Annotated in this window: 24 protein-coding genes; 5 read left to right on the top strand and 19 right to left on the bottom strand. The window is 67.6% G+C overall.

Features of this window, described 5'->3' with window-relative positions:
- Window positions 1-317 precede the first annotated feature (317 nt).
- Window positions 318-2,036, top strand: coding sequence for a hypothetical protein (locus tag ACZ6SF_RS26775; protein WP_466065548.1), 1,719 nt, complete (start codon window positions 318-320; stop codon window positions 2,034-2,036).
- Between the two features lie 81 nt (window positions 2,037-2,117).
- On the opposite strand, the gene ACZ6SF_RS26770 is transcribed toward ACZ6SF_RS26775, so the two are convergent.
- The 5 genes from ACZ6SF_RS26770 to ACZ6SF_RS26750 are packed head-to-tail and all read right to left on the bottom strand — an operon-like array spanning window position 2,118 to window position 7,840.
- The gene (locus ACZ6SF_RS26770) at window positions 2,118-3,776 is read right to left on the bottom strand and encodes a class I adenylate-forming enzyme family protein (RefSeq protein WP_466065578.1); all 1,659 of its coding nucleotides are present in this window, start codon (window positions 3,774-3,776) and stop codon (window positions 2,118-2,120) included.
- Between the two features lie 59 nt (window positions 3,777-3,835).
- On the bottom strand, window positions 3,836-5,185 hold the full coding sequence (locus ACZ6SF_RS26765) for an MFS transporter (RefSeq protein ID WP_466065547.1): 1,350 nt from the start codon (window positions 5,183-5,185) through the stop codon (window positions 3,836-3,838).
- Window positions 5,182-5,715, bottom strand: a complete 534-nt coding sequence (locus tag ACZ6SF_RS26760; protein ID WP_466065545.1) for a 3-isopropylmalate dehydratase small subunit — start codon at window positions 5,713-5,715, stop codon at window positions 5,182-5,184. Before ACZ6SF_RS26760 ends, ACZ6SF_RS26765 begins: the two co-directional genes overlap by 4 nt.
- Entirely contained in the window at window positions 5,712-6,956 is a 1,245-nt protein-coding gene (locus ACZ6SF_RS26755; protein WP_466065576.1) for a 3-isopropylmalate dehydratase large subunit, read from the bottom strand. The genes ACZ6SF_RS26760 and ACZ6SF_RS26755 overlap by 4 nt, the downstream gene beginning before the upstream one ends.
- 17 nt (window positions 6,957-6,973) lie before the next feature.
- Window positions 6,974-7,840 (bottom strand): isocitrate lyase/PEP mutase family protein, encoded by an 867-nt coding sequence (locus ACZ6SF_RS26750; protein WP_466065544.1) that lies wholly within the window; start codon window positions 7,838-7,840, stop codon window positions 6,974-6,976.
- Between the two features lie 159 nt (window positions 7,841-7,999).
- Between ACZ6SF_RS26750 and ACZ6SF_RS26745 the strand changes: the two genes are divergently transcribed.
- The gene (locus ACZ6SF_RS26745) at window positions 8,000-8,812 is read left to right on the top strand and encodes an IclR family transcriptional regulator (protein ID WP_466065543.1); all 813 of its coding nucleotides are present in this window, start codon (window positions 8,000-8,002) and stop codon (window positions 8,810-8,812) included.
- A 41-nt stretch (window positions 8,813-8,853) separates the two neighbouring features.
- Here the strand turns inward: ACZ6SF_RS26745 and ACZ6SF_RS26740 are convergent, their stop codons facing one another.
- The gene (locus tag ACZ6SF_RS26740) at window positions 8,854-9,186 is read right to left on the bottom strand and encodes a hypothetical protein (protein ID WP_466065542.1); all 333 of its coding nucleotides are present in this window, start codon (window positions 9,184-9,186) and stop codon (window positions 8,854-8,856) included.
- A 43-nt stretch (window positions 9,187-9,229) separates the two neighbouring features.
- Window positions 9,230-10,111 carry a helix-turn-helix domain-containing protein gene (locus ACZ6SF_RS26735; RefSeq protein WP_466065540.1) on the bottom strand — a complete coding sequence of 294 codons (882 nt, stop codon included), beginning with the start codon at window positions 10,109-10,111 and terminating at the stop codon, window positions 9,230-9,232.
- Window positions 10,112-10,235: 124 nt separating this feature from the next.
- Here ACZ6SF_RS26735 and ACZ6SF_RS26730 point away from each other — a divergent pair, with 124 nt between their 5' ends.
- Both ACZ6SF_RS26730 and ACZ6SF_RS26725 read left to right on the top strand, forming a co-directional pair.
- Window positions 10,236-11,141, top strand: coding sequence for an MBL fold metallo-hydrolase (locus ACZ6SF_RS26730; RefSeq protein WP_466065538.1), 906 nt, complete (start codon window positions 10,236-10,238; stop codon window positions 11,139-11,141).
- Window positions 11,142-11,164: 23 nt separating this feature from the next.
- Complete coding sequence (locus ACZ6SF_RS26725; protein ID WP_466065537.1) at window positions 11,165-12,604, top strand: carboxylesterase/lipase family protein; 1,440 nt, start codon at window positions 11,165-11,167, stop codon at window positions 12,602-12,604.
- Window positions 12,605-12,692: 88 nt separating this feature from the next.
- Here the strand turns inward: ACZ6SF_RS26725 and ACZ6SF_RS26720 are convergent, their stop codons facing one another.
- From ACZ6SF_RS26720 to ACZ6SF_RS26670, 11 genes are read right to left on the bottom strand one after another with little or no spacing between them, the layout of a single operon-like run.
- Window positions 12,693-13,844, bottom strand: a complete 1,152-nt coding sequence (locus ACZ6SF_RS26720; protein WP_466065535.1) for an alcohol dehydrogenase catalytic domain-containing protein — start codon at window positions 13,842-13,844, stop codon at window positions 12,693-12,695.
- Window positions 13,825-14,808, bottom strand: a complete 984-nt coding sequence (locus tag ACZ6SF_RS26715; protein WP_466065533.1) for an ROK family protein — start codon at window positions 14,806-14,808, stop codon at window positions 13,825-13,827. The genes ACZ6SF_RS26720 and ACZ6SF_RS26715 overlap by 20 nt, the downstream gene beginning before the upstream one ends.
- Entirely contained in the window at window positions 14,805-15,479 is a 675-nt protein-coding gene (locus ACZ6SF_RS26710) for an HAD-IA family hydrolase (RefSeq protein WP_466065531.1), read from the bottom strand. Before ACZ6SF_RS26710 ends, ACZ6SF_RS26715 begins: the two co-directional genes overlap by 4 nt.
- Window positions 15,476-16,357 carry a TIGR03619 family F420-dependent LLM class oxidoreductase gene (locus tag ACZ6SF_RS26705; protein ID WP_466065530.1) on the bottom strand — a complete coding sequence of 294 codons (882 nt, stop codon included), beginning with the start codon at window positions 16,355-16,357 and terminating at the stop codon, window positions 15,476-15,478. The genes ACZ6SF_RS26710 and ACZ6SF_RS26705 overlap by 4 nt, the downstream gene beginning before the upstream one ends.
- A complete protein-coding gene (locus ACZ6SF_RS26700; RefSeq protein ID WP_466065528.1) occupies window positions 16,354-17,193 on the bottom strand; it encodes a VOC family protein in 840 nt (279 codons plus the stop codon). Before ACZ6SF_RS26700 ends, ACZ6SF_RS26705 begins: the two co-directional genes overlap by 4 nt.
- Window positions 17,190-18,086 carry an NADP-dependent oxidoreductase gene (locus tag ACZ6SF_RS26695; protein ID WP_466065526.1) on the bottom strand — a complete coding sequence of 299 codons (897 nt, stop codon included), beginning with the start codon at window positions 18,084-18,086 and terminating at the stop codon, window positions 17,190-17,192. Before ACZ6SF_RS26695 ends, ACZ6SF_RS26700 begins: the two co-directional genes overlap by 4 nt.
- Window positions 18,083-18,925: an SDR family oxidoreductase gene (locus tag ACZ6SF_RS26690; protein ID WP_466065525.1), complete on the bottom strand. Its 843-nt coding sequence runs from the start codon at window positions 18,923-18,925 to the stop codon at window positions 18,083-18,085. The genes ACZ6SF_RS26695 and ACZ6SF_RS26690 overlap by 4 nt, the downstream gene beginning before the upstream one ends.
- Window positions 18,918-19,919 carry a zinc-dependent alcohol dehydrogenase gene (locus ACZ6SF_RS26685; RefSeq protein WP_466065524.1) on the bottom strand — a complete coding sequence of 334 codons (1,002 nt, stop codon included), beginning with the start codon at window positions 19,917-19,919 and terminating at the stop codon, window positions 18,918-18,920. Before ACZ6SF_RS26685 ends, ACZ6SF_RS26690 begins: the two co-directional genes overlap by 8 nt.
- The gene (locus ACZ6SF_RS26680; protein ID WP_466065523.1) at window positions 19,916-21,133 is read right to left on the bottom strand and encodes an MFS transporter; all 1,218 of its coding nucleotides are present in this window, start codon (window positions 21,131-21,133) and stop codon (window positions 19,916-19,918) included. The genes ACZ6SF_RS26685 and ACZ6SF_RS26680 overlap by 4 nt, the downstream gene beginning before the upstream one ends.
- Before the next feature lie 45 nt (window positions 21,134-21,178).
- Entirely contained in the window at window positions 21,179-22,204 is a 1,026-nt protein-coding gene (locus ACZ6SF_RS26675; protein WP_466065521.1) for a 3-oxoacyl-ACP synthase III family protein, read from the bottom strand.
- Window positions 22,201-23,427 carry a sedoheptulose 7-phosphate cyclase gene (locus ACZ6SF_RS26670; RefSeq protein WP_466065519.1) on the bottom strand — a complete coding sequence of 409 codons (1,227 nt, stop codon included), beginning with the start codon at window positions 23,425-23,427 and terminating at the stop codon, window positions 22,201-22,203. Before ACZ6SF_RS26670 ends, ACZ6SF_RS26675 begins: the two co-directional genes overlap by 4 nt.
- 214 nt (window positions 23,428-23,641) lie before the next feature.
- Here ACZ6SF_RS26670 and ACZ6SF_RS26665 point away from each other — a divergent pair, with 214 nt between their 5' ends.
- Entirely contained in the window at window positions 23,642-24,256 is a 615-nt protein-coding gene (locus ACZ6SF_RS26665; protein ID WP_466065518.1) for a TetR/AcrR family transcriptional regulator, read from the top strand.
- Window positions 24,257-24,321: 65 nt separating this feature from the next.
- Here ACZ6SF_RS26665 and ACZ6SF_RS26660 read toward each other — a convergent pair whose 3' ends face one another.
- Window positions 24,322-25,920, bottom strand: coding sequence for a GMC family oxidoreductase (locus tag ACZ6SF_RS26660; RefSeq protein WP_466065516.1), 1,599 nt, complete (start codon window positions 25,918-25,920; stop codon window positions 24,322-24,324).
- Between the last annotated feature and the right edge of the window lie 588 nt (window positions 25,921-26,508).

Here is a 26,508-nt window from a genome sequence, read left to right as displayed (position 1 = left end):
TTGGCGATCACCCGATGAGTTCGAGGCGAGCTACCATCACCCGGTTCCGGCCGGAACCTGATAACCCCGCCCTCCAACAATGCGGGGGAACCTCAAGGGCGCCTACGGCGTCACTCGGTGATGGCTAGCGCCACCCTTGACCGCGGAGTCTCTACGCGAGAAAGGCAGGCCCTATGGGGCAGGCGGGGAAGCCAGCCCCACCAAGGCGCAGACCATCAGCCAGCAGGGCCAAAGGTTAAGCGGCGGACCGGGCGGGGATGCGGCAATGAAGGGTTGAAATGCGCGTGCTGGCCAGCGAAACGATCTAGGCTCTGGTGATGCCGCCAGTTAAATGGGATGAAGTCGCACGCGATGTCTACGAAGACATTGTCTCGGTCCTTCTCAGCACGCTAAATCCGGACGCGCAGCGAATTGATGGCGCAGGAGGAGACGACGGGCGCGACGTTCAGATTATCACAGAGACCGAACTCCATATTTTCGAATGTAAATCATTTACTGGACGCCTGGGGGCGGAGAAAGGCCGGCGAAACCAGGTTGAACGCAGTCTGAAGACCGCCATGCTCCACCAGCCCGATTCGTGGACTTTGATCGTTCCAATCAACCGAACTCCAGCCGAGGAGAAATGGTTTAGCAAGCTGCCTGAAAAGTTTGGGATCACTTGCCCGATCAAATGGCTGGACAAAGACTGGCTCGACAAGCAAATGATTGAGAATGAACGGATCCGTAGGTATTTCATCGACGGCGTAAATGATGAAGTTGTGCAATTGTTGCGTGAGCTAAATCAGGAAGAGGCCAGTTTTGGGAGTGACATAAATGCTGCACTTGCGCGGGTTCAAAATATTGCTCGCCGATTGAACGATATTGACCCCTATTATCGGATAGATATTGCCGTAACTGGAAATCAAACCGCAGTGACGTACGTGCCTCGCTGGAAGGGTGCCGATCAGGAGAGGCCTATCTCGCTGTCGGTAAGTTTTGAATTTCCAGACACGGAAATGGGCAGGATTGAAGCCGCGAAATTCTCCGAGGCTGTGAGGCGAGGAGACGCTATCGCTGTTAGCGATTCCTATGTGCGAATAAATTCTGCTACCGGACCGATAGGCATAACCCAGCTAACTGGCACCTCGGCAAATGTTCAGATCGGTTCTACTAGAAAGTCGATACCAGGCGGGCTCCCGGGGCGGTTGGTTGTTACAAGCCCTGAAGGGAGACGCTTGGCGAACCTTCCGGTGAGGTTTCACGAACGCAAAGTTGGAACTTCAGTAGCAACAATATATGCAGCCGATAAAACCAATTCGGTCAGCGTGAATGTCGAATTGGACCCTAGTCGATCCCGAGGCGATCTTGTGACGGCTCAAATAAATATCTCCTACAATCCTCGGGATGATGCGTACCCTTCCGAACTGCTTCCAGTGCTCCAGTTCGGTCACCATATGTGCAGTCCGAATATGGTGCAGTTGGAGCTGGGTGATGCTGGAGCCGTCGGCGATACTGCCCCGCTTGATAATCCCACGCCCGTGCCAGCCGCTTTTATAAGACAAGTGGAACGTTTGGCCCGTATACAAGCATCATCTAATACTCCGTTTCCGGCGCCTATCGCTTTCACTCGCGAGCAGGTTCATGGGATCGATCTCGCGACAAAACTATTGGACGGGGGGAGTCTAACTGTCGCAGGAGGTGTCCTGTTCAACGCCAAAGTGGAAAGATTGGAGGACGACACCGAAAATATTGAGATTATGGATGAATCTTTGCTCGATTCACAGCTTCAGGTAATGCTATCCGTATACGAGCCTATCGCTGTTTGTGGCGAGCAGGTGTACCTCGGGCAAGGTACCTACTTTTGCGCGAATGTTTCGGTGGCGAATGCGGAGGAAGCTCGCGGTGTCCTACGCGGCGAGCTTGAAGCGGATGGCTTTCATCTTGTGTTGGCGCCAGCGGACGATGTCCCTGTGAAGTATCGTCTCCTTGCGTCTTCTGACCCAGATGAGCTCAACGTTACGGGTGCCGTCGTATTTGACCTGGCGCAGAGCGATTAATTCGATTGATCTGTTCCGCTTGACCGACACCGCGTTCACTCCGCCGTCGGTCAAATTTCCGATATGGCCGCGAGGTCCTCGTTATGCGGTTCGGGCCTCACCATGTTGATCGCGTAGTGCACGTCGGCGAATTTTGCCAGTCTGCGTTTTAGGGAGATCGGCGACGATTTTGACTGCCCTGGGCCTTTTATAGGGCGCGAGTCGATCTCGGGTGAATACGATCAGGTCGTCGGCCTGAACGGTCTGTCCGTCTTTCAGGGAAACGTAGGCGACAACTGACTCGCCACGATATTCGTCAGGAATTCCTACTACTGCTGCTTCGAGCACGGCCGGATGTTCGTAGAGGACATCCTCGACCTCGCGCGGCCACACCTTGTATCCGGAGACGTTGATCTGGTCTTTGATCCTATCGACCAGGTAAACCCAGCCTTGTTTGTCGACAATCGCGCTGTCGCCGGTTCGGAGGTGACCTCCTGGCAGGGCGGCTTCGGATTCTTCTGGTTTGCGCCAGTATCCGCGGATGACCTGCGGGCCGGTGACGACGAGTTCGCCTTGGCTGCCAGGAGGGTGGGGCTGGCCGTCGGGGCCGACTACCTCGACGTTCACTCCCAGCAGCGGTAGTCCGATGGACAGAGTGCCGCTGTCCGGGTCGACCGGAGCGCTCGTTCCCGGCGGGACTGCGGTGACTGCTGAGGAGGTTTCGGTCATGCCGTAGGCGTTGTGGATGTAGTGGCCGAACCGCTCCTGGAAGCGGGTGACCGTGCTCGGTGGAACCGGCGCACCCCCGCTGTACAGCGTTTTGATGGTGGAGAAGTGTTCGGCGGTGGCGTATTCGGAGTTCATCATCGCGTTGAAGGCGGTGATGGAGCCGATAGTGTAGGTGACACCGTGTTCGCGGAGGGCGTCGACGGCTACGTCGGTGGTGAAGCGGCTGGTGAAGACCAGGGAGGTGGGTTCGGTGAGGGCGAGGGCGCCGATGACAACCGCTCCGGTGATGTGGAACAGCGGGGCCAGGGCGAAGACGACGTCGCCGGGGGTGATGCCGGCGAGTTCGGCGAAGCTGGTGGTTACCGCGCGGACGTTGGCGTGCGAGTTCATCGCGCCCTTGGGCGGGCCGGTGGTGCCGGAGGTGTAGGCGAGGAAAGCGAGGTCGTCGCCGTGTACCTGGACCGGTGGGGGTTTCCGGCCGGCGTACTCATGGGCCAAGGCGAGCAGGTCGGTGTGAATCGCGGGTGCGCCGGCAGGATGGTCTGCCGATGGCTCAGCGGCAGCGGCGGTTTCGGGTTTGAAAACGCGGGGATCGTTGCGGGACTGAAGGTCCGACTCCGCGGTGCCGATCACCCATTCGACTGTGGTGCCCTCGACGTCCTCCCGGACCTGCCGCACATCGCGGTCGGTGGTGATGATCCCGACCGGTTCGGCATCACTGACCAGTTCCCGGAGTTCCCGCCCCCGATACATCGGGTTGAGCAGCAGGGCGATCGCGCCGAGTTTCCACAGGGCGAGCTGGACGATCGCGTATTGCGGGATGTTCTGAAGGTGGATGCCCACCCGTTCACCGTGGCCCACACCCCGCTCGGCGAAAGCGGCCGCGAGTGCGTTGGCGAGGTCGTCGGTCCGGCGGACGGTGAGTGTGGTGTCGAAGTACACGAGGGCCGGGGCGTCGGGTTCGTGCCGGACCCGGTCGTTCCATGCCTCCGTGAGTGTGGCGAAGCGTTCGTGGCCGTCCTGCCGGGACACCCCGCCCGCCGCACCCTCATCTGATGCGGCGGACGGGGTTGTCCCGGTGTTACCGGTGGTCATGCAGGGAGTTCCTTCCGTCCGGTTTCGCGGATGGTGGCGACGGTGAGGAGGCCGATGGCGCAGACGCCCATTACCCAGTAGGCGGGTGACATCGCGTTGCCGGTCGATTCGACGAGCTGGGCGGCGACGTAGGGGGCGGTGCCGCCGGCGGCGATGGTGCCCATATTGAAGCCGAGGGAGACGCCGGTGTAGCGGACGGTGCGGGGGAAGAGTTCGGTGAACAGCGGGAAGGCGGGGACCTGGACTACGCCGTTGAGCACCATGTACAGGAAGTAGACAATGCCGATGACGAGGATGCTGCTGGTTGCGCCCATGATCATGAAGGCGGGGAGGGCGATCACGACGTAGGCGAGGTAGCCGGCGATGAGGACGGGTTTGCGGCCCCACCTGTCGGTGGCCATACCGCTGAGGGGGAAGGTGGCGCAGGCCAGGGCGATGGCTACGGCGGAGGTCCAGTAGACGGAGTCTTTGGAGAAGCCGAGGTCGTTGATCAGGTAGACGCTGAAGTAGGTGAGGCCGATGTAGCCGGAGCCGTTCATGGCGATGGCGATGCCGACGACGCGGGCTACGGACCACGGGTTCTTGGTGACGGTGTCGAGCAGCGGGCTCTTGGTGACCTGCTGCTTTTCGGCCATCTCCTCGAATTCGGGGGTGTCCTCGAGCTTCATGCGGACGCGCAGGCACACGTAGGCGAGGGGTAGGGCGAGCAGGAACGGGATGCGCCAGCCCCACGATTCCATCTGCTCATCGTTGGTGGCCAGGGCGACCACGCCGACGACGGCGGCGGCTACGGCGAAGCCGAGGGTGGAGCCGACGGGGGTGAAGGAGCCGAAGAAGCCGCGCTTCTTCGGTGGGGCCGATTCGGCGATATAGGTGGCCGCGCCGCCTACTTCGCCGCCGGCCGAGAAGCCCTGGGCGAGGCGGACCAGCACCAAGAGGATGGGGGCGAGGACGCCGACGGCGGAATGGGTGGGGAGCAGGCCGAGGATGCCGCAGGCGATGCCCATACTGACGACGGTGATGACGAGGGAGTGGCGGCGGCCGCGGCGGTCGCCGAGGCGGCCGAAGAAGATGCCGCCGAGGGGGCGGGCCACATAGGCGACGCCGAAGACGGCGAGGGTCGACAGGATCGACACGCCGGAATTGTCGGAGGGGAAGAAGAGGGGGGCGATGGTGACGGCGAGGAAGCCGTATACCGCGAAGTCGTAGTACTCGATGAGGGTGCCGACGCCGCCGGCTATGGCGGCGCGGCGGGCCACGGAGTTCGACTTCTTCGCTGCTGGCACGGGCAGCGGTCCGGAGGGGTGGAGGTCACTGGACCCGACGCGAGGTTCTGTGTTCGTCATTGAATCTGTCTTTCGCGTGCGTGCTCGGCGAGCAGGAGTTCATACGAGCCACCGGCCTCGATGACCTGGATGGTCCGCGGGCTCGGTGGGGTTCCGACCAGGTCGGTTCCCTCGGGCAGGCGCAGGGTGGCGGTACGCCAGTCGAGGGCCACGGCGTCGTCGACCCGGACTGCGGTCGAGATGCCGGGGATCGTGATCAACGGCATGCCGTTGAAGGTCTCGCCGCGCCAGAAGCCGGGCGAGAAGGATTCCGCGACGATGGCCGCGATACCCGCGTTGCGCAGGGCCACCATCGGTGGATAGTGCGGATGACCGTAGCCGAAGTTACGGCCGCCGACGATGATATCGCCGGGGCGGACGCGGTCGGTGAAGGTGGGGTCGTAGGCCTGCATACACACCGAACGCAGGTGGTCGGGGTCGTAGGACTTGATGTTGGAGACGCCGACCACGAGGTCGATATCGAAATCGTCGCCGAAGATCCAGGCGACCTTGCCTTCGATGAGGTCCGGGGGTGGGGGGTAGGCGCTCACTGGTTCGACTCCTGGATCGTGCCGGTGAGGGCGCTGGCGGCGACGGTGTATGGGGAGCCCATGTAGATATTGGCGTCGGGGCTGCCCATACGGCCGGAGATGTTCAGGACGCCGGTGGAGATGCAGTTCTCGCCGGGTTGCAGGGGTTTCTGGTAGCCGAAGCAGAAATCGCAGCTCGATATATTGATATGCGCACCTGCCGCGCGGAGGACGTCGAGGATTCCTTCCTGCTCGGCCTGCTCGTACACCTTCTGCGAGGTGGGGACGACATTGAGTTCGACTCCGGGGGCGACCTGGCGACCGTCGAGGACCAGGGCGGCGGCGCGCAGGTCTTCGATGCGGCCGCTGGCGCAGGAGCCGATGAAGGCTTTCGTAATGGGGGTACCGGCGAGTTCCTGGGCGGTTTTGGTGTTGACGGCGCGGGCCGAGCCAGGGAGGACGACCCGGGGTGTCAGGGTCGACAGGTCGATGGTGTGGCGGGCGGCGTAGGTGGCGTCGGGGTCGGGGTAGACGGGGTCGAAGCTGCGGCGGGCGACCTTGTTCGCGTAGGCCAGCGACATCTCGTCGGGTTCGAAGACGGCGGATACGGCGCCGGTGAACATGGCCATTCCGCACAGGCCCTGGCGGTGGTCGATGGCCATCGAGCGGGCGCCGGGGCCGCCGAACTCCATCACCTGATGGGCGCAGCCGTCGGCGCCGACCATATCGATGATGGTGTGCACGAGGTCGCGGCTGTCGACGCCGGGCGGGAACTCGCCGACCAGGTCGAAACGGGTGGTGGCGGGGATATCGACGAAGACGCGGCCGGTGACCCAGGCTTCGATGAGGTCGCGCCGTATTCCCCAGCCGAGGGCGCCGAACGCGCCGATACCGCTGATATGGCCGTCGAAGTGGACGAGGAATTCGCCGGGGATGGCGAGGCCGAGTTCGGCGGTGAGCTGGTGGCCGATACCGCGGCCCTCGTGCAACTCGATGCCGAAGAAGTCGCACCAGTCGCGGGTGACCTGGTGGACCTCGGTTTCCTTCTCGTTGCGCTTGGTGAGCATGTGGTCGATGAAGACGATGTAGCGGCTGGGGTCTTCGAGTTCGGTGATGCCGAAGTCGTCGCGCATCTGGCGGAACATGACGTCGGTGTAGCCGGGGAAGTCGTAGGCGATCATGCGCGCGGGGGCGACGGCGTGGTTCTCGCCGGCGCGGACCGTGTCCTGATCCGAGGCGCGGCCCAGGATCTTCTCCGTCATCGTGTAGCCCACGGGGGTCACTGCTCCTTCGCGGGTAGGTACTTGTTCTGCATGGCCTCGACCTCGGGGAAACCGATCAGGTCCACGAACTCGTGGTGCTGGAGGGCGTCGGCGCTCACCTGGGCGGGTGGTTCGCCCGCGGCCAGGCGTTTCAGGGTCGCGCGGGCGGCTCCGGCGGCCGCCATCAGCACCTGGGTGGGCAGCAGGGCCAGCCGGACGCCGATCTGTTCGAGGATCTCGGGGGTGAAATCGCGTTCGGTCCAGGTCGAGGCGGTGAGGGTGGCCATCAGCGGGACGCCGACCTCTTCGTGGCAGCGCTGCCATTCCTCGACGGTCTGGAAGGTCTTGGTGACCGGCATGATCATGTCGGCGCCGGCCTCGACGTAGGCCCGGGCGCGGCGGATGGCGCCGTCGCCGCGGGCGTCGGTGCGGGCGATGAGGAGCACGTCGTCGGGGATGGAGTCGCGGACGGCGCGGATCTTGCCGGTGGCTTCCTCGACGGTGATCAGGTCCACGGGATCGCCCACGCAGATGGGGCAGGACTTGGGAGAAACCTGGTCTTCCATGAACATTCCGCCGACGCCCGCGTCCACGAATTTGGTGGCGGTGCGGGCGGCGTTGACGGCATTTCCATAGCCGGTGTCTATATCGGCGACCAAGGGGAGCTTCGAGGATTCGCGGATGGTGCGGACCGCCTGGAGGTTCTCGGTCTGGGTGTAGAGCTCGGCGTCGGGGAGGCCCAAGGCTGCCGAGACGGCGAAGCCCGAGGCGCACAGGGCGCTGAAACCGGCCTGTTCGGCGAGGCGGGCGGTCAGGCCGTCCCATACGCCGGGGGCGTAGACGAGTCCGTTCGACGTGAGGTCTTTCAAGGTCGGGCTGCGCACCTGTCCACTCTCCGTTTCGCAATGCGGAATATGTTTCAAAATTCGTTACGGGGACGGTAGGGTGGTGGGGGTCACAAAGTCAACCCCGATCGGTCGATGAGTTCGTAAGGTGGCGGAATCGATCGCGCGAACCGTGGAAGTGAGTGAGTATCCGTGGCTGTGCCCACCTCGCCGAAGGCGAGCACGTCTCCCGAATCGGAGGCGTCGGCAGGTCGTGACGTGGTGGGAGCCGTGCTCAAGGCGTGCACGCTGCTGGGCCATTTCAGTGCCGACCGGCCCGTCTGGACGTTGAACGACCTCACCACCGCGAGCGGGATGAACAAGACCACGGTCTTCCGCCTGATGGCGACGCTGATCCAGGCGGGGTGGGTGGATCGCACCGAAGAGGGCGCCTACCGGGTGGCGATGCCGGTGTTCGAGATCGGGTCGGCGGCGTTGTCGAAACTCGATATCCGTTCCGCGGCGAAACCGTTCATGTCCGAGCTGGCGACGGCGTTCGGGAACACGGCCTACCTGATGGTGCCCGCCGAACAGGGGGCGGTCTGCATCGATCTGCTCGAGGGGCGTAATTCGCTGGTTGTGGCGGGGATCAATATCGGGTCGGTGATGCCGTATCACGCGGCGGCGGGTCCGGTGGTGATGCTCGCGCATTCGAAAGCGTTGCAGGACAGGTGGATAACCGCGGACCTGCCGGGGATCACCGAGCACACCATCACCGATGTGGACCGGCTGCGTGAACACCTCGGCGAGATCCGGACGGCCGGTTATTCGTTGAGCAACTCCGACTATCTGGCCGGGGTGGCGGCGGTGGCGGCACCGATATTCGGGCGCGACGGGTCTGTTGTCGCGTCCATCAGCGTGGGCGGCCGGGCCGAAGAGTTCGCCGGGGAGGCGCTCGCCGCGAAGATCGGCCGCGTGTGTGATGCCGGGGCGCGGGTCACCCGAATTGTGCAGGCGCTGCCGCGGGGTTGATGGCCGTTCGGGTGGCGGCCGCGTTCGGGGCGGGTCCGGGCTCAGGCGAGCATGAGCAGGAAACCGAACAGGGCGCCGAAAACGATGATGCCGGAGCAGCACAGCTGCACCGTGAGACGTATCCGTTTGCGGCGTACGGTATCGACGATGCTCCACCCGACACCGAACGCGGTGCCACCCCAGGTGACCGGCCAGGCCAACCAGATCGGCGGTATATCGCAGGAGGGCTCTCCCGCGCTGCAGCCGGGTATGCCGAGCGGGTAGAGCATCGAGACGAACAGGGCGAGGATCGCGACAATCCAGACCAGGAGGAACGCGAGGACAGCGGCGGGGGAGTTACGGACGGTGCTGCGCGGAGGGGGAGGTTCGGGCATGTATCCAGGGTGGCGGCCCGGCCACGCGACCGAATCCGTAGTACTACTCGACCGTCTGAGTAATCGCCGCCGACCGCACGCCCGCCTGCCGGAGCAGCACAAGCGCCTCCTCCGAGGAAGAACCGGCAGGTGTGGTGCACAGGATCAGCGACTGTTCCGGCGAGCCGCCGATCGACAGAGTCTGCTGGTTCACCGTCAGGGTCCCGACGACCGGATGGCGCAGTTCGTAGGACGCGCCGTCGCAGGGTTTCACCCGGTGGTCCCGCCACAGCGTGACGAATTCGGGGCTTTTCATCGTCAGCTCGCCGATCAGTTCCGCGAGCTGCGGATCGTCGGGGAACTTGCCGACGGCCACCCGCAGGTTGCCGACGACCGTGCGGACCTTGCGTTTCCAGTCGGTGTAGAGGTCCCTGCAGTGCGGGTCCAGGAACAGCATGCGGGCGATATTCGGCCGCCGGGCCGGTTCGCCGGGGCTGTGGAAATCCAGATGGCCCGCCAGCAGCGCGTGTCCGAGAGGATTCCACGCCAGGACATCGGTGCGGCGGCCGAGGACCATCGCGGGGATGCCATCGACCGCGCGGAGCAGCTCCCAGGTCTCCGGGGCGACCTTCTCCGGCCTCGCGCGGCGGGGCCGGGGTGCGCGGCGGGCGGCGTCGGCGAGGCGGTCGAGATGTGCGCGTTCGTGTTCGTCGAGGAGCAGGGCGCGGGCGATCGCGTCGAGTACCTCCGCCGACGCCGCCCGGGACTGGCCCTGTTCGAGCCGCGCGTAGTAGGAGACGCTCACCCCGGCCAGCTGGGCGAGCTCCTCGCGCCGCAGCCCGGCCACCCGCCGGCGGGGGCCGAGGTCGGGCAGGCCGACGTCATCGGGGCGCAGCCGCGCCCTTCTGGCCTGCAGGAAATCGCCGAGTGGGCCGGGTCCGTCCATCACCCCAGTATGCGGACGGTGCGCGGGCCCGGCCACACCCTGCCAGGGGTAGGACGAAGGGGCGGTGGCTCGCGGTGGCGGGGCCGTCCAGGCTCGTGTCATCACCGACCCGAGGACGGACCATATGGACCAGATCACCCTGGGCGACGTCACCGTCACCCGCATCCACGAGTACTACGGCTCGGTCGAGATGACGCCGGACCAGTTCTTCCCCGAGAGCCCCGAGGGCTCGTGGGACGAGCACCGGCACTGGCTCGCGCCGGATTTCTGGGACCCCGAGACCGGTGAGTGCCGGTCGGCGATCCAGTCGTGGCTGCTGCGCAGCGGCGGCCGCACGATTCTCGTCGACACCGGGGTCGGCAACCACAAGGAGCGGCCCTATGCCCCGGTGTGGAGCCGGCGCGTCACGGGTTATCTCGATAATCTCGCGGCCGCCGGGGTGCGGCCGGAGGAGGTCGACCTCGTGGTCAACACCCATCTGCATATCGACCACGTCGGCTGGAACACCCGGCTGGACGGCCGGACCTGGGTGCCGACCTTCCCGAACGCCACCTACCTGATGACCCAGCGGGACTTCGAATTCTGGGACCCGGCCGGCGCGAGCGAGCCGGTGCTCGGCCGCGGTAACCAGAACGTCTTCGAGGACAGCGTCGCGCCGGTCCACGCGGCGGGCCTGACGCATCTGTGGGAGGGCGGCTACCGGATCGACGAGAACCTGCGGCTCGACCTGGCGCCCGGGCACACTCCCGGCTCCTCGGTGCTCACGCTGGAGTCACGCGGCGACCGGGCGTTGTTCGTCGGCGATCTCGTGCACACCGCGCTGCAGATCGTGGAGCCCGAGACCAACTCCTGCTTCTGCGAGAACCCGGCCGAATCGCGGGCCACCCGCCACACATTGCTCGGTACGGCCGCCGAGACCAACGCACTCGTGTTCCCCGCGCATTTCGGTGGCCGGGGCGCGCTGCAGGTGCAGCGCGACGGATCGAAATTCGCGGTCCGGGAGTGGGCGGGTTTCTCCCGCCTCTCGTGACCGGCCCACCCAGGAGAGTGATCATGTCCCAGCATTCGTACCCGGTTGTCGGCACTCCCGCCGGCGCGGTTCGCGGAATCCGCGACGAAGCCGGTGAACTCTATCGAGGCATCCCGTATGCGGCGGCCCCGGTCGGCGCCGGTCGTTTCGCGCGCCCGGCACCGCATCCTGGCTGGTCCGGCGTTCGTGACGCGACCCGTCCGGCCCCGACGGCGCCCCAGCCGTCCCGCGACTTCGGCCGTCTCGATATGACCCCCTACTTCGGGCCCGGCTGGGTGCCGGGGGCGGAGTACCTGACCGTCGATATCCGCACTCCCGCCGCCGACGCGGGCCGGCGGCCCGTGATGGTCTTCGTGCACGGCGGCGGTTTCGTCACCGGTTCGCCCCGCGCCGCGCTCTACGACGGCCGGGCCTTCGCCCGCGACGGCGTCGTTCTCGTGACCGTCGGCTACCGGCTGGGCATCCCCGGGTTCCTCGACCTGGGCGACGCGCCCGCCAATCGAGGATTGCTCGACCTGATCGCCGCGCTCGGCTGGGTACGCGACACCGTCGCGGCGTTCGGCGGCGATCCGGAGGCGGTCACCGTCTTCGGGCAATCCGCGGGCGCCACGCTCATCGCGGCCCTGCTCGCGACACCGGAGGCGAAGGGACTGTTCCGGCGCGCCATCATCCAGAGCGGCAGCGGGACGGGCGCTTTCACCCCGGAGCAGGCGCACCGGGTCAGCGTGGCCGCCGCGGCGGCGCTGGGGGTCGGGCCGACCGTGGCGGAATTCGCCGATATCCCGGACCAGCGGTTCCTGGAGATCCTGCCCGCGCTGTCCGGAATCGACCTGCGCACCGACGACGCGACGGACCCGCTGGCCGGGCTCAGTGCCTTCGCCCCCGTGCTGTCCGTCCAGCCCGCCGACGATCTCACCGCCGGGCCCGCTGCCGAGATCGACCTGCTCATCGGCACGAACACCCAGGAAGGGAATTTGTATCTGGTGCCGCAGGGTCATCTGGAAACCTCCACCGACGCGGATGTGTGGGTACTCGCCGAGAAAGCCCACGCGGACCCGGCCGCCGCCATCGCGGTAGTCCGCACCGGGCATCCGGCCGCCACGCCCGGGGAGTTGCGTTCCGCGATCCTGGGAGAAGCATTGTTCGGGGCGGGGACAAAACGGCTGTTGGAGGCGCACGCGCGTATCTCGGGCTGCCGCACCTACGCCTACTCGTTCGGCTACCGGTCGACGGCCCTCGGCGGGGAACTGGGCGCGACCCACACCGTCGAGCTCCCGTTCGTCTTCGATATCGCCGACGAACCGTGGCTGCACGGCGAGACCGGACTGCTCGGCCCGGATCCGGCCCCGGTGGGGTCGGCCGCTCGCGTGCACGGGGCCTGGGTCGCGTTCGCCCGCGACGGCTCACCCGGCTGGGCGGCGTACGACATTCGGCGGCCGCTCGTGGAAATGTTGCGAGCGTGACGGGTCGGTGTCCGCGATGCGGTGCGAACGCGTGTCGGGGGCGCCACCGGGTCGATCGGTGTCGGGTTACCCCGCCCGGATAGTGGTGTTACACGACAAGGTCGGGATTCATCGTCACCACCAGTCGCTGCACCCGGCGGCCGTAGACGATCTTCCGGTTCTCCGCGCACAGCGCGTTCATGATCTCCACGCCGGCCTGGGTGTCGACATCGTGGGTGATCAGGGCGTCGACGGCCACCGGCTCGGCGGCCAGCTCACGGGCGGCCTCGAGCAGGGCCGGGGTGGCGACCCCGCGGTTTCCGGTGAACTGGATCGACCCGGCGGGGCCCGTGAAGTGCACCCGCGCCGGCGGCCAGGGCCCACCGGTATTCGCCGCGCGCACCCCCGCCAGATCCACGCCCGGAACGTGGCGGCAGGACGAACCCGGCGCCACCCCACCGATCGGATGGACCGCGGCCGCCCGGTCTCCCAGTCGCCGGATCGCCTCCTCGACCGCGCCGACCGTGCCGCCGCGATGGGTCGCGACGAGAACGGCCACCCGCGACCCGCAGTCCTGCTGCCACGGCTCGTCCGAGCGCCGGTTCGTCACCTGCGGCAGAAAGGCGTCCGTCCACGCGGCGCCGTTCGCGGACCGGTGCACGACGAGTACGGTCACCGGTCCGAGGAGTTTCGGCGCCAGATAGGCGGCGAGGTTTCCGATCAGGCCGTCGCCGATGACGACGAGTGTGTCCGGTTCGGTGGTCGCCATCGCCGACAACGCGTATCGCACCACGGCCCAGGGTTCGATCAGGGTGGCGCGAGTCGACGAGATGCCGTCGCCGATCCGAGCGACCAGACCGGCGGCGACCGGCGAAGCGCCGAGGAGAACTCGCTGCTGGAAGAGGCCGGGAACATTGTGGCCGAGCAGGAACGAGGGATCCCGGGGATGGGTGGGATTGACGACGACCCGATCCCCCGGCGCGAAATCGCCGGCCGCCGGCCCGACGGCGACCACCCGTGCCGCGCCCTCGTGACCGACGATGGGTGACGGATCGTCCCGGTCCCCGCGCACGATCTGGATATCGGTACCGCAGAGGGAGACCTTCTCCGGCGCGAGCAGGAGTTCGCCGACGCCCGGCACCGGCGTCGGACGCGACCGCAGGGCCGACCGCGTGGCCTCCCGGACGATCGCGAGATGGGACGCTGCCGCGTCCCGGTGTTCCGCGGGGGCGGGTGGGGTATCAGACAACGCATCGGTCATGCCGATGTCCTTTCCTTACGGTCAGGCGTCCGTCGGTGATGGCCGCGACTCCGGTGAGGGGGTCGATATCGCCGGCGCGGCAGATGTGCAGCCGCAGATCGGAGGGCCCGGCGTCGGCATAGGAGCGGACCTCGTCGATCTGGGAGCGCAGCGCGTCCTGGTACACCGTGCCCAGGCCTTCCGGGACTCCGCCGCCGATGACCACCGCATCGAGCGTCGGGTCGACGGTGCGCAGGGTGCGGACCAATTCCGCGATCGGCTCGACGATGATCCGCAGGACCGTGCGAGCGGCCGTATTCCCCGCGCGCACCAGCCCGCCGAGGCTGTCGGTGACCCGCTCGGGTTCGTCGATGCCCAGGGCGGCCGCCACGCGTGGCAGGGCCGGGCCGGAAGCGATCGCGGCGATATGGCCGCTGCCGCCGCACAGGCACGGCAGGCAACGGACGGCATGCGGTGCGCTTGACGCGGCGCGGAGATGACCTACCTCGCCCTGCAGTCCGTAGCGGTCGACGACGATTCCGGCCGTGGTGAGATCGGCGATACGCAAAGCGATTCCGCTGCTGATCGTCAGATACGCGAAGTGGCGGTCGGCCGGTCGGCCGTAGCGGGCGACCGCGTCGGCCAGAGCCGCGGTGACATCGTTGACGAGATGCCAGCCGACGTCCGGTCGCGCACTCTCCAGCAGGGTGCGCAGCGGTATCGGCTCCGGCGGCCGTTCACCCCACAGTGGGCCCGATCCGTAGGCCAGGCCCCGCTCTTCGTCCAGTGCGGCACCGCAGGAGAAATCCACCGTCGCGCCGGCGGGAACACGTTCGTCGAGAGTCGATATCAGCAGTTCGAGCAATTCGTCCACCGAGGCCGCCGGGTGGTGGATCCGGCTGGGGGCGGGGATACGTTCGGTATGTCCGCCGATCCGGATGCGCAACCACGTTCCGCCCAGGTCGACGGCCATCCGCCTGGTCACTGCGTGATCCGCAGGGCGATACCGGAACCCACCGCGCCGGCCTCGACCGCGCGGAGATCGGCGATGCGGAGATCGGCCGGGCCGGGCGCGTCACCGAGCGCGACGCACCGAGCGCCGGCGGCGTGGCCCGCGACGAGACCGGCCGTCGAGTCCTCGAATACGACACAGCGACGAGGGGCGACGCCGAGCGCCGCGGCCGCGCGCAGGAAACCCGCCGGTGCCGGTTTGCCCTCGATATCGTCATCGGCCGTCACGGTGACGACGGGCACCGGAAGACCGGCCGCGAGGAGTCGCTGTCGCATCATCTCCGCCGAGGCCGCGGTGACGACCGCGCAGCGTTCGAGCGGCAGGGAGCGCAGCAGTGGCACCGCACCCGGGATCGGGGTCACCGGCGCCACCGCGGCCCGTTCCGTGCGGCGAATCCACGCCACCTCGTCACGGACCTGCTCATCGGGGCAGTCGAGCAGGGCGCGCACGATACCGTCGGCGGTTCGTCCCGGCAGGACATCCCGCACGGTGGCCGGGTCGAGATCGTGACGCTCGGCGAAGCGCAGCCAGGTCTCCAGGATCGAGGCATGCGAATCGACGAGCGTGCCGTCCATATCGAAAAGGATGGCGTCGGTATCGAGGTGAACCCGCGGACGGGCGGCAGCGGGGCTCTCGGTGGTCATATGGGCTGCACCGCCTGTGCGAACGTGGTTCCGGCGAGTTCGACGAGTGCGAGATCGTCCGCGAGGGGCCGGCGCAGGCGCTGGTCGCCGGGATCGGTGTCCAGGACGACGGTGTCGGCGCCCAGGGCCTCGAGGAATCGGAGATCGCCGGCGATCTGGTCGAGACTGCCGTACCCGAGCGGGCGGCCCGCGGCGGCGATCGCTGTCGGAGTGGGCAGGAAGAACACCCGGGGCACGAACGCCTTGCCGGTATCGAGGGCGGCCACTCCCGCTTCGCACAGTTCCCGGGACGGGTGCAGGGGATGCCACGCGGTGCCGTATCGGTTGGTCCGCTCGATGGCGGGCCTGCCGTTTCCGCCGATCCAGACGGGTGGGTGGGGGGCCTGCTGGGGCCGCGGCGCGGTGTGCACCCGGTGCATGCCGTGCTGCCCGGCCGCGGTGAGAGTGTCGGAGGTCCAATAGTCGAGCAGGGTGGCGAGGGTGGTGTCGGTGAGCCGCCCGCGCCGGTGGAACGGGACGCCCAGGACATCGAATGCCTGTGCCGCCCAGCCGACTCCGATACCGACGACGAGACGGCCGCCGCTCAACCGGTCGATCGTGGCCGTCGTATGCGCCAGGTGGATCGGATGGCGATGGGTGCCGATCAGGACGCCCGCCCCGAGCCGGATGGTCCGGGTCTGTCCGGCCAGCCAGGCCAGCGTCGAGAGACATTCGTAGAACGGGGCGGGTGAGCGGCGATGGGCGTCGTCGGTCAGCGCGACGTGATCGGAGAGCAGGACCACGTCGAATCCCGAACTCTCCGCGGTGCGTGCCCACCGCGCGATGCCGTCGTGGTCGATCTGGGGGCCGAAGTTGGGCAGGTTCACGCCGAGTTTCACGATATGGTCCTTCCGGTATCGATCAACAGGGAGGCGACGTCGTGCCGGTCGCCGGTGCGGAACGAGAGCTGGTGCCCGCCGAATTCGGTGGGGCGGCGGGCCGGAGCGTTCTCGGTGACGTGGTGCTCGAACAGTTCGATATTGAGCCCGTCCACCACGACCATCGCCATCAGTGACGTGCCCTCCACGTCGACGCCGAACTGGCGTCGCATGAACGGCCGGTCGGCCGCGATCTCGGTGCGGACCGCCACCGCCGCGCCGTGGGTGTCCACGAGATACCGCAGTGTCGCCTCGAGATCCCGGACGCTGTAGCCGGTATGGTCCACGCCCGCGTACCCCGGGAGCACAGCGCCGTCGACTCGATGGCGGGTGTGGTCGAGGCGTGCCGAGGTGCTCGCGGTGTAGGGCGGGCGCTCGGGCCACTGCTGGAGTTCGAACAGGGTGCCCCACGGGGAGCGGTAGTAGACCCACCGGTTTCCGGCGATGGGCCCCTCCGGGATCTCGATGATATCGCCGAGGATCGTGGTATCCGGTTGCCGGGCGAGATAGTCGGCGGCGGCGTCGATATCGGTGACCCGCCAGCACAGATGATGGGTTCCGAGGTCGACCACATGGGGCGCGGTGCTGTGGCCCGCCGGATCGGCGTCCCGGAGTTCGACGTGGATCGCCGGATCGGCCGTGATGAGGGTGGCCGGGTTCGGATGGGCGGTGTCCGGGCGCACCGAACCTTCGCCGACGATGGCGGCGAGATGCTCCGCCGCGCGGACCCGGTCGGGTACCCGGATACCGATGCGGTGCCGGCCGGGCGAGGACACCGCGGTGGTGGGAGTGTTCACGGGATCACCAGCAGCTTTCCCCGGGTACCGCCGGCCGCGAGATCGGTGTGTGCCCGGCCGACGTCGGCGAGTGCGTAGGACCGGGCCACCGGAACGCGGACGCTGCCCGCGTCGATCCTGCGCGCCAGATCGGCGAGCATCGAACCGTTCTCGTCGACGTAGCTCTTGCCGGGGGTGATACCGCGCTGGGGTTCGGGCTGTTGATTGTCATCGATGGAGACGAACCGGCCGCCGTCGCGGACCGCCGCGATCGAGGCGGCCAGCCCGGCGGTGTCGACCACCGCGTCCCACACACGATCCGGGAGGGCCGAGGCCGTGGTGACGGCTTCGGCCCCGAGCTCCGTCAGCTCGGCGCGGTCGCTTTCACGGGCGACGGCTCCGACGCGATGGCCTGCCGCGACGAGCAGTTGGACCGCGATACGGCCGACCGCACCCGCGGCACCCGTGACCAGGACCTTCGTGGGTTCCCCTAGATCGAGCCTGTACAGCGTCTGGATGGCGGTGAGACCGGCCAGCGGAACCGCGGCGGCGTCGCGCAGCGGCAGCGAAGCCGGGGCGGGCGCGAACAGCGACGCCGGCGCGACCACCGTCTCCGCGTATGTCCCGTATCCGCGCGCGGGCTGGGCGACCATGCCGATGACCCGGTCTCCGGGCACGAAGTCCGTGACGTTCGCGCCGGTCGCCGCCACGGTCCCGGCGACGTCCCAGCCCAGGATCGCCGGGAATACGAGATCCAGGCGGAGAAAACCGGATCGGGTCTTCAGATCGACCGGGTTGACCGCCGCGGCGGCGACGGTGACGGCGATATCGTCCGGACCCGGTTCGGGTTCCGGCATATCCTCGACGACGAACAGTTCGGGTCCACCGACTCGCGGTATCGTTGCGGCCTTCACTGAGCTCCTCCTGCGGGTTGTGGCTCTCGGACAGTTGCGCTGCGGGCGTTCTCCTCGGCGGCGGTCAGCACCAGCCCGCCGTCGACCGTGAGCGTGGTGCCGGTCGTATAGCTGGACTCGGGCCCGGCGAGAAACGCCACCGCGGCGGCGATCTCGTCGGCGTGGGCGGGCCGGCCCAGCGGGATCGCCGGGCGGTCGATCGAATGCGCCGCGTCGTCGTGGGCGACACCGTTCATCGGTGTCGCCGTCTCGCCGGGAGCGACGGCGTTCACGCGGATTCCGTACTGCGCGAACTCCAGAGCCATCACCTTCGTCGCCATGGCCAGGGCCGCCTTCGCGGCGCAGTACAGGGTGCCGCCGGTGATCGGCGTCGACTCGTGCACCGAGGTGACGTTGACGATGGTTCCGGACTTCCCGGTATCGATCAGCCGGCGCGCGAAGGCCGAGGACAGCGCGATCGGGGCGAGCGCGTCGATCGCCAGCACCTCCTCCGCGTGCGCGACGCTCAGACGGTGGGCGGCGGTCCGATCGTTGACGCCCGCGTTGTTCACCAGGCAGCCGATCTCACCGACGGTTGCCGGTGCCGCGTCGAGAGCGTCCGCGAGGGTCGCTGTCGCCGCTGCCGGGTCGCGGAGATCGAGGGCGAGCGGGACCGCCCGGACACCGAATCGCCGCTCCAGCATGGAGGTCAGGCGTTCGGCCCGGTCCCGGCCGGTGCGGTAGCCGGCGAGAACGTGCCGGCCCCGGCGCGCCATGGCCACGGCCACGGCATGGCCGATTCCGCTGCTCGCCCCCGTGATCAGGACCGCTCCCTGCGCGGGAACCATCGTTTCAGGCAACGGAGATCACCACCTTCGGCCGGCTGCGCGGCGCCTGGAGCGCGGCGAACGCGGCGCCGATATCCGCCAGCGGTACGACCGCTTCGACCAGCTGCTCGAGCCGCGCGCGTAGTGATTCGTACAACCGCGCGGCGCGCCCGTAGTGGTCGACACCGTGCCGGACGCCGATCACGCGGATACCGGACAGCGCGATGGCACCCGGATCGACGGTCTCCGGGCCGGGGCCGACCCCCACCAGCAGGCAGGTGCCGCCGGGACGCAACTGCGAGATCGCCTGGGACAGGGCGCCGTGCGCGCCGGATGCCTCCACCACCAGGTCGTATCCGCTGTCGCGCCCGGCGGGTACCGAATCGAGCAGCTGCCGGTAGAGACCGGTCTCGAGGTGGGTCGCACCGCCGGGATCCACCACATCCACGGTTACGGCGGCCTGTTGCAGGAGGATGACGGCGAGGCTGCCGATGGTTCCGGCGCCCAGAACGAGCACCCGATCGCCGGGGCGGACCGGGGCCGCGGTGAGCGCCTCCAGGACGGTGACCATCGGCTCGATCAGCGCATGCGCCGGTTCGGCCGGTCCGCGCCCCAGCGAGGTGACCACCCGGCCCGGCATCGGCAGGAACTCGGCCACCGCGCCGGGATGGCCGTACAGGCCGACCTCGGTCAATCGCCGGCAGAGATTGCGGTTGCCCGCCGCGCACCGATCGCACCGCCCACAGAAGATCATCGTGCTACCGGTGACGATTTCCCCCAGCTCCAGGCCGTGCACGCGCGCACCGATCGCGTCGATCACTCCGACCCATTCGTGCCCGAAGGAGTGCGGATGGGTCGCGCGCCCGTCCGCGAGATACGGGGAGGTGCCGTGGAACAGCTCGAGATCGGTACCGCAGAGCCCGGCATAGGAGATCCGGATCAGCACATCGTCGCCGGATATCCGCGGATCCGGCAGGTCGACCACTTCGGCGACGTCCGGACCCTTGATCACCGCCGCGCGCATCATCCGGCCTCCGCTGGAGCCGCGGCCGGCCGGGCCGGTCGGCGCGAGACGGCGAGCAGGATCAGCGCCCCGGCCGCCAGCGCGGCCCCCACGGCCGGTAGCGCACCGAGGCCCGCCCCGGCGCCGAGCGCGATCGAACCGATCCACGCCCCGGCCGCGTTCGCGAGCTGGAACCCGGCGATATTCACCGTCGCCGCCAGATGGGGGGCTTCGGCGGCCGCGCCGATCAGTTTGGACGCGAGCGGGGGAATGATGGAGAACCCGGCCGCCCCGAGAACGAACATCCAGACCGTCACGAACCACCGGGAATCCCCGGCCACCACCAGGACCGCGAGGGTCAGCGCCAGCGCCGTCAACGCGACCACCAGCGTGCGGTCCAGGGACTTGTCGGCGAAATGGCCGCCGAGCTGGTTACCGACGACCGAACCGAGTCCGAACACGAACAGCACGATCGTCACCTGACCGGCGGGCACCCCGCCGATATCGGTGAGATAGGGCGCGATATAGGTGAACACCACGAACAGCGCCGCCTGGCTCAGCGCGGTGAGCCCTATCGCCCACAGCACCGCGGGTTTGCCGAACACCCGGATCTCGGTGACGACGCTTCCGGCCGGATGGTCGGGCGCCCGGCGGGTGGCGGCGACGAGTGCCACGGTGACGATCGCCTGGAACATCGCGACGATCACGAACGACCACTGCCAGCCGACCTGATGCCCGATGAGCGTGCCGAGCGGCACGCCGAGCACGGTGGCGAGGTTGAGACCCAGCGTGACCCGCGCGATCACCCGGCCCTGGAACTCGGGCTCCACCAGTGAGGTGGCCAGCACCAGGCACAGCGCGAAGAACGTCGCGTGCGGCAGGGCGGTGACGATCCGCGCGACGACCAGGGTGGCGAAATTCGGCGCCAGCGCGGTCGCGATATTGCCGGCGACGAACAGCGTCATCGAGCCGATGATCAGCGGAGTGCGCCGCATCCCCGCGGTGGCGACCGTCATCAGCGGACCGCCGATCATCACGGTGATCGCGTACACCGTGACCAGCAGGCCCGCGGTGCCCTCGGTCATTCCGGCGTCACCGGCGATCTCCGGGAGCACACCGGCTACCAGATACTCCACGGTGCCGACACCGAATACGGCCAGCAACATGAGCACGATCGCCCTGTTGACCGGTATGGACGCGGCGGTACCCGCCGTCTGTGTCGAGGTCCGAGTGGACATGTGCAGCCTTTCCCTCTTCGGCCGGAGTGTGGGGTCGGGTGGTGATCAGGGGATCGCGCCGGTTGCCTCGACGACGGCGCAACCCCAGGTGAACCCGACTCCGATCCCGGTGAGCACGAAGCGATCGCCCGGCCTGATCTCCCCGGATGAGGCGAGCAGATCCAGGCCGAGCAACGGATCGGCCGCACCGGTGTGCCCGATATCGCGGCCGAGCTCGACCAGGGTCTGGTCGGGCCGTATCTTCAACGGCTCGAAACACTGTTTGCGCAGCAGCACATCGCCGAAGTTCGGCACGATCCAGGTGTGGATATCGTCGTGATGGGTGCGGGCGTCGTCGAGCGCGGTCTCGGCGCAGCGCGCCAGCGCCGCGCCGTTGCGGGTCCAGAATTCGTCGATCGGCCGGGTCTCGGTGAATCCGGCGACCCGGGCGCGCAGGTCGATCGGCGACCGCTGGGAATAGGCCGGCATATCGAGGGTTTCGTGACCGCGATGCATCCGTTCGAGAGCCGTATCGCTGACGACCGAGGTCGACAGGACCCGGAACGGACCGGTACCGGGTCCGACGACGGCGGCCGCGGCGCCGTCGCCGTAGGCGAGCCCGCTGTCGGAGGACCAGCGGTCGAACAGTGGCAGTCGCCAGGCGTCGGCGGCGGTCACCAATCCGTGGGCCTTGCCGCCGAACCACCGGCCGACCATCTCGATGCCGACGATCGCACCGGCGCAGGCGGTGCGGATCTCGACCGGCAGGCAGTCGTCGATACCCAGCTCGTTCTGCAGATAGGCTCCGCAGTTCCAGGCCTCGAGCCCGTTGTGCAGGACTACCGCGTGGACCAGCAGATCGATATCGGCCGCGGCCACCCCGCTGTCTCCTATCGCGCACTGCGCGGCACGGACCGCCATCTCGGGGGCGGTCTCGCCGCGACCGGGTGAGGAGACCGCGACCGCGCGCTGCCCGGTCTTCTGCCGATCGATCTCGTCGAGGCGTCCGGAGGCCACCGCGTCGTGCGCTCGTTCTCGCTCGTCGGGCAGATACGACCCGATTCCGTTGAGGTACAGCGATTCCCACCTCATCGCAGGCTCCCGATCGGCGTGGGGCCGGCCTCTTGCCGGCGTTCGTCGAGGATGCCCAGTGCCCGGGCGATTTCCGCCGCCGTGACGTCGTTGGCGAATCGGTGCCGGCCGATGCCGTACGGGAGGGGGAGTCGTTGCTGACCGTCGCGATGCCGGACGGTATCGGCGAGCGCTTCGTCGAGCAGTCCCGGTGTGGCGAGAACATCGGTCCACACCGGCAATCCGAGCCGCTGCATGACCGCGAGGATGCGATCGAGGTCCGGGCCCGATACATCTCCGCGCAGATGCCCGATCACCGACGTCAATGCCATATCGATACCCACGGCCTCGCCGTGCAGCAGTTCCGGGAGTGCCTGCATCTCGAGTGTGGGTGAGAACGTGTGCCCGTAGTCGACACAGCGTTCCAGGCAGGTTTCCCACAGATTCGGCTGCAACTCCTCCAGCATGAGGTGGATCGCCTCGGCCATCACCTGGTGGGCCGCGGCGTCGAGTTCGGGTGTCGTGCCCTGGAACCGGTCGGCGATCAGCGCACCGCCGTGCCGGTCGAGCAGGTCGAACAGTTCCGTGGAGCGGATCAACGCCATCTTGAGTATCTCCGCCATCCCGTTGGACAGGTGCCTTTCGGGGACCGTCGCCAGGAAGGCCCGGTCGAGGAAGGTCGCGATCGCGGGCGCGTAGGTGCCGAGCCGGTTCTTGCCGCGCCCGTAGTTGACCCCGGTCTTGACGCCGATTCCGGCGTCGACCAGACCGATGAGGGTGGTCGGGATCCGGATATACGGAGTACCGCGCCGGTACAGGCTGGCCGCGAGGCCGACGACGTCGAGGAGCACGCCGCCGCCGATGGCGATCACCGGTTCCCGCCGGCGGTCGATGCCGAAACCGTTCATGGCATCGACGACGCGCTCGACGGAATGCCACTCCTTCACCGATTCGTCCGCCCGGATCGGCACGATCGAGCCGCGCACGCCCTGGCGGGCGAACCATTGCCGGATCCGGTCTCCGTGCAGCCGCTCGACATTGGCGTCGATGACGACCAGTCGGCGCTCTCCCGGCCTTATCGAGGCCTCACCGCAGCCCTCGAGTAGTTGGGTGTTGTCCGGATGGAACAGGTCACGTGCGGCGATGACGTGATACCTGACCTGCTTGACCGATTCGACGGTCCACTCGGAATTCAACGACTCGATATGGGTCAGGCCCAGTCGCAATCGAATGCCGCTTCGCATAGTGCCCCCATGTATTCACGTTTCGGTCGGCGGTCGATGCGATGCGCCTCGTCACGCACGGCATATCGCGGCCGCTCGGTAACAGTGCGGCACCATGCCCGCCTCGTCGCAGTCGACGATCCGCACACGATGACAGTAGCCCATTCGTGTAGCGATCGCTATGCGAGTAGAGTGGGGCGCGACACACTGGTCGCGCGGCTCGCAGAGGAGATTCATGGTCGGCGTCCCCGGACAAGGGCGGAAGTTCGATATCGATCGCGCCCTCGATATCGCCATGGAGCAGTTCTGGCGGTACGGCTACGAGGGCACCTCGGTATCCGGCCTCACCAAGGCCATCGGAATCGCTCCGCCGAGCCTCTACACCGCGTTCGGCGATAAGCAGCAGCTCTTCGATTCCGTGATCGAGCACTATCTCGCCGGTCCCGGCGGGTGGATGCGGCGTGCGTTCGCCGAGGAACCGTCGCCCGAGCGGCTGGTCGTCCGGTTGTTGCGGGAGGCGGCGGTCCACTATGCCGACCCGGCCCATCCCGGCGGGTGCCTGATCATCACCGCCGCGGCCTGCGTCACCGACGGCAACGATCCGGTCGCCCGGCGGCTCCGGGAGCACCGGAACCGGAATATCGCCGAACTGGCACAGCGCCTCGGCACCGGCACGGGCCCCGGGAATCCGCTGTACGACCTCGGGCCCGAAGCGGTCGCGGAATACATCGGGGTGACCATCCAGGGCATGTCCTCGCGGGCGCGCGACGGCGCGACCGTCGCGCAGCTGAACGCCGCCGCCGATATCGCGCTCGCGGGTCTGGGTCTCGATCGATCCGCCCGGCGATGACACGCGCACGGAACTTCGGCCCGCCGATCGCGTGAGTACCGGATCGATGCCGTGGTGGGTCGGTATCAGGCCTGCTCGAGAATGAGATCCGCGGCGCGCCGGGCCAGGGCCGAGATCGGCCCGTTCAGGTTGCCGGAGATCATGACCGGCAGCACCGAGGCGTCCACGACGCGCAGGCCGGAGACACCGCGGACACGGAGACGGGAATCGACCACCTCGTCGCCCGGGCCCATCGCGGCGGTGCCGCAGGCGTGATATCCGCAGTTACCGCCGACCAGCCCGGCCTCGATGATCTCCTCGGCGGATTGCACCCGCGGTCCGGGCGCGGTTTCGTGTGCGATGCGGCCGGCGAGTGGGTCGGTGGCGAAGAGCCGGCGGATGACGCGGAAGACCTCGGTGGAGGTGGCGCGGTCGTGTTCGGTGGAGAGGTAACCGGGGTCGATATCCAGGGGTGCGTCGGGATCCGGGGAGGTGATGCGGACGCTGCCCTCGCTGTCCGGGCGCAGCATATAGGCGATGCACAGGATGCCCGGTTCGCGCTCGATCCGGAGGGCCTGCCCGGGTTCGGGCGGCAGCATGGAATAGGGCGCGATCTGCAGTTGGGCGTCGGGGCGGTCCAGGTCCGGGCGGGTTTTGAAGAATCCGACGATATCGAACGCAGGCGCCGCGAGCGGGCCGCCGCCGGTCTCGAGGTATTCGGTCATCGCCTGCCCCCGGCCTTCCTCGGAGCCGAGTACGCGGTTGTATCCGATGTCCTCGGTGAGGCGGAACTGCAGGGTGAGTACGCGGTGTTCGCGCATCCGCGCCCCGACTCCGGGGCTGTCGACGACGAGGTCGACTCCGGCGGCGGCCAGGATCGCACGGTCGCCGATCCCGGAGAGTTGCAGGATCTTCGGCGTGGCCAGGGCACCGGCGGACAGGATCACCTCGCGGGCGGCGCGGTATTCGACGATCTCGCCGTCGCGCCTGCCCTGGATGCCGGCGGCGCGGCCGTCGTCGAGCAGGATCCGGTCGACGGTGGTGTGCAGGGCGAGGGTCAGGTTGGGCCGGTCGAGCGCCGGGCGGAGGAAGGCGTCCGCGGCACTGCACCGGCGGCCGTCGCGGATCGTGGCCATCGTGTAGCCGATACGCTCTTCGTCGGCCTCGTTGAGATCTCGCGCGCGCCGCCAGCCGAGGGCGGCGCCGGCGGTGATCACGTCCTCGAGTAGCGGGTCGCCGCTTTCGGCGGTGGAGAGGAGCAGCGGGCCGCCCGCGCCGCGCGACTCGGTGGCGCCCAGCGGATTGTCCTCGACGGCCCGGAAAGCGGGGAGCATATCGTCCCAGCCCCAGCCGGGGTTTCCGAGCGCGGCCAGGGCGTCGTAATCGGCCCGGTGACCACGGTTGTACACCATACCGTTGACCGAACTGGAACCGCCGAGGGTTCTGCCCCGTACCCAGTATTCGACCTGCCGCGCCGGTCCGAACGGACGGGTCGGATAGTGCCACGCCGTGGTGGGGTCCCCCAGGAGTTCGCCGAAACCCCGGGGCACGGAGATGAGCGGATCGGTGTCCTGATCGCCGGCTTCGACCAGCAGGACGGTGGTATCCGGTGCGGCCGAAAGACGTTCGGCGAGTACGCAACCCGCCGTTCCGGCGCCGACGATGATGTAGTCGAAATCTGTCACGGAAACTCCCCCGGGTTCGATCGTTGCGGCCCGGCCATGGTCGACAGTCTAGTGCGGCGGGGCCTCCCGTTGTGGATACCGGTAGGCCGATGGTCGGGTCCGGGTGCTACGCGAGATCGGCGCGGGGGTGGCACCATCCGCGCGCATGTCTTGCGGTGTGTCCTGTAAAGCTATGTAAGACAACAGGATTCGAACTCTCTATCGTCAGCAAACTCCGGCGTGTCGCGTCTGGCGAATCCGCGGGCCGCCGCTGTAGTGATTCCAGGCGGGTGTGCACCCGTGGGCGTACGACGATGGAGGATCATATCGGTTCTCTCCCTTCATATTTAACTGTTGTTCATCTGGTGTTGGTGACCGTGCGGATGATGCGGTGAAAGCCGCGCACTGGTGGGCCAGGTGATGGGAAACGCTGTCGATCAGCAAATTCGAATGACGCGGGGTCTGGTCGCGATGCTAACAGCCGGCATCATCGGTTGTACACCGTTGAGCACCAAATCGGCTACTACACAAGGAAATAAGTACGAGCCTCTGGCGGGTCGGCGATGTCCGGGCTACCATCGCTGGTGCCACATTCAATAGCCGGGGGAT

Source organism: Nocardia sp. NPDC049935, assembly GCF_055586645.1.
This window is presented reverse-complemented; position numbering and strand designations above follow the sequence as displayed.

What these genes read in the sequence shown, in the direction of transcription:
- ACZ6SF_RS26675 (WP_466065521.1), bottom strand. Translation starts at nt 22,204, where the DNA reads ATGAGGTGGGAATCGCTGTACCTCAACGGAATCGGGTCGTATCTGCCC.
- ACZ6SF_RS26680 (WP_466065523.1), bottom strand. Translation starts at nt 21,133, where the DNA reads ATGTCCACTCGGACCTCGACACAGACGGCGGGTACCGCCGCGTCCATA.
- ACZ6SF_RS26755 (WP_466065576.1), bottom strand. Translation starts at nt 6,956, where the DNA reads ATGACGGAGAAGATCCTGGGCCGCGCCTCGGATCAGGACACGGTCCGC.
- ACZ6SF_RS26685 (WP_466065524.1), bottom strand. Translation starts at nt 19,919, where the DNA reads ATGATGCGCGCGGCGGTGATCAAGGGTCCGGACGTCGCCGAAGTGGTC.
- ACZ6SF_RS26765 (WP_466065547.1), bottom strand. Translation starts at nt 5,185, where the DNA reads ATGACGAACACAGAACCTCGCGTCGGGTCCAGTGACCTCCACCCCTCC.
- ACZ6SF_RS26720 (WP_466065535.1), bottom strand. Translation starts at nt 13,844, where the DNA reads ATGACCGATGCGTTGTCTGATACCCCACCCGCCCCCGCGGAACACCGG.
- ACZ6SF_RS26665 (WP_466065518.1), top strand. Translation starts at nt 23,642, where the DNA reads ATGGTCGGCGTCCCCGGACAAGGGCGGAAGTTCGATATCGATCGCGCC.
- ACZ6SF_RS26775 (WP_466065548.1), top strand. Translation starts at nt 318, where the DNA reads ATGCCGCCAGTTAAATGGGATGAAGTCGCACGCGATGTCTACGAAGAC.
- ACZ6SF_RS26740 (WP_466065542.1), bottom strand. Translation starts at nt 9,186, where the DNA reads ATGCCCGAACCTCCCCCTCCGCGCAGCACCGTCCGTAACTCCCCCGCC.
- ACZ6SF_RS26725 (WP_466065537.1), top strand. Translation starts at nt 11,165, where the DNA reads ATGTCCCAGCATTCGTACCCGGTTGTCGGCACTCCCGCCGGCGCGGTT.
- ACZ6SF_RS26730 (WP_466065538.1), top strand. Translation starts at nt 10,236, where the DNA reads ATGGACCAGATCACCCTGGGCGACGTCACCGTCACCCGCATCCACGAG.
- ACZ6SF_RS26710 (WP_466065531.1), bottom strand. Translation starts at nt 15,479, where the DNA reads ATGACCACCGAGAGCCCCGCTGCCGCCCGTCCGCGGGTTCACCTCGAT.
- ACZ6SF_RS26735 (WP_466065540.1), bottom strand. Translation starts at nt 10,111, where the DNA reads ATGGACGGACCCGGCCCACTCGGCGATTTCCTGCAGGCCAGAAGGGCG.
- ACZ6SF_RS26670 (WP_466065519.1), bottom strand. Translation starts at nt 23,427, where the DNA reads ATGCGAAGCGGCATTCGATTGCGACTGGGCCTGACCCATATCGAGTCG.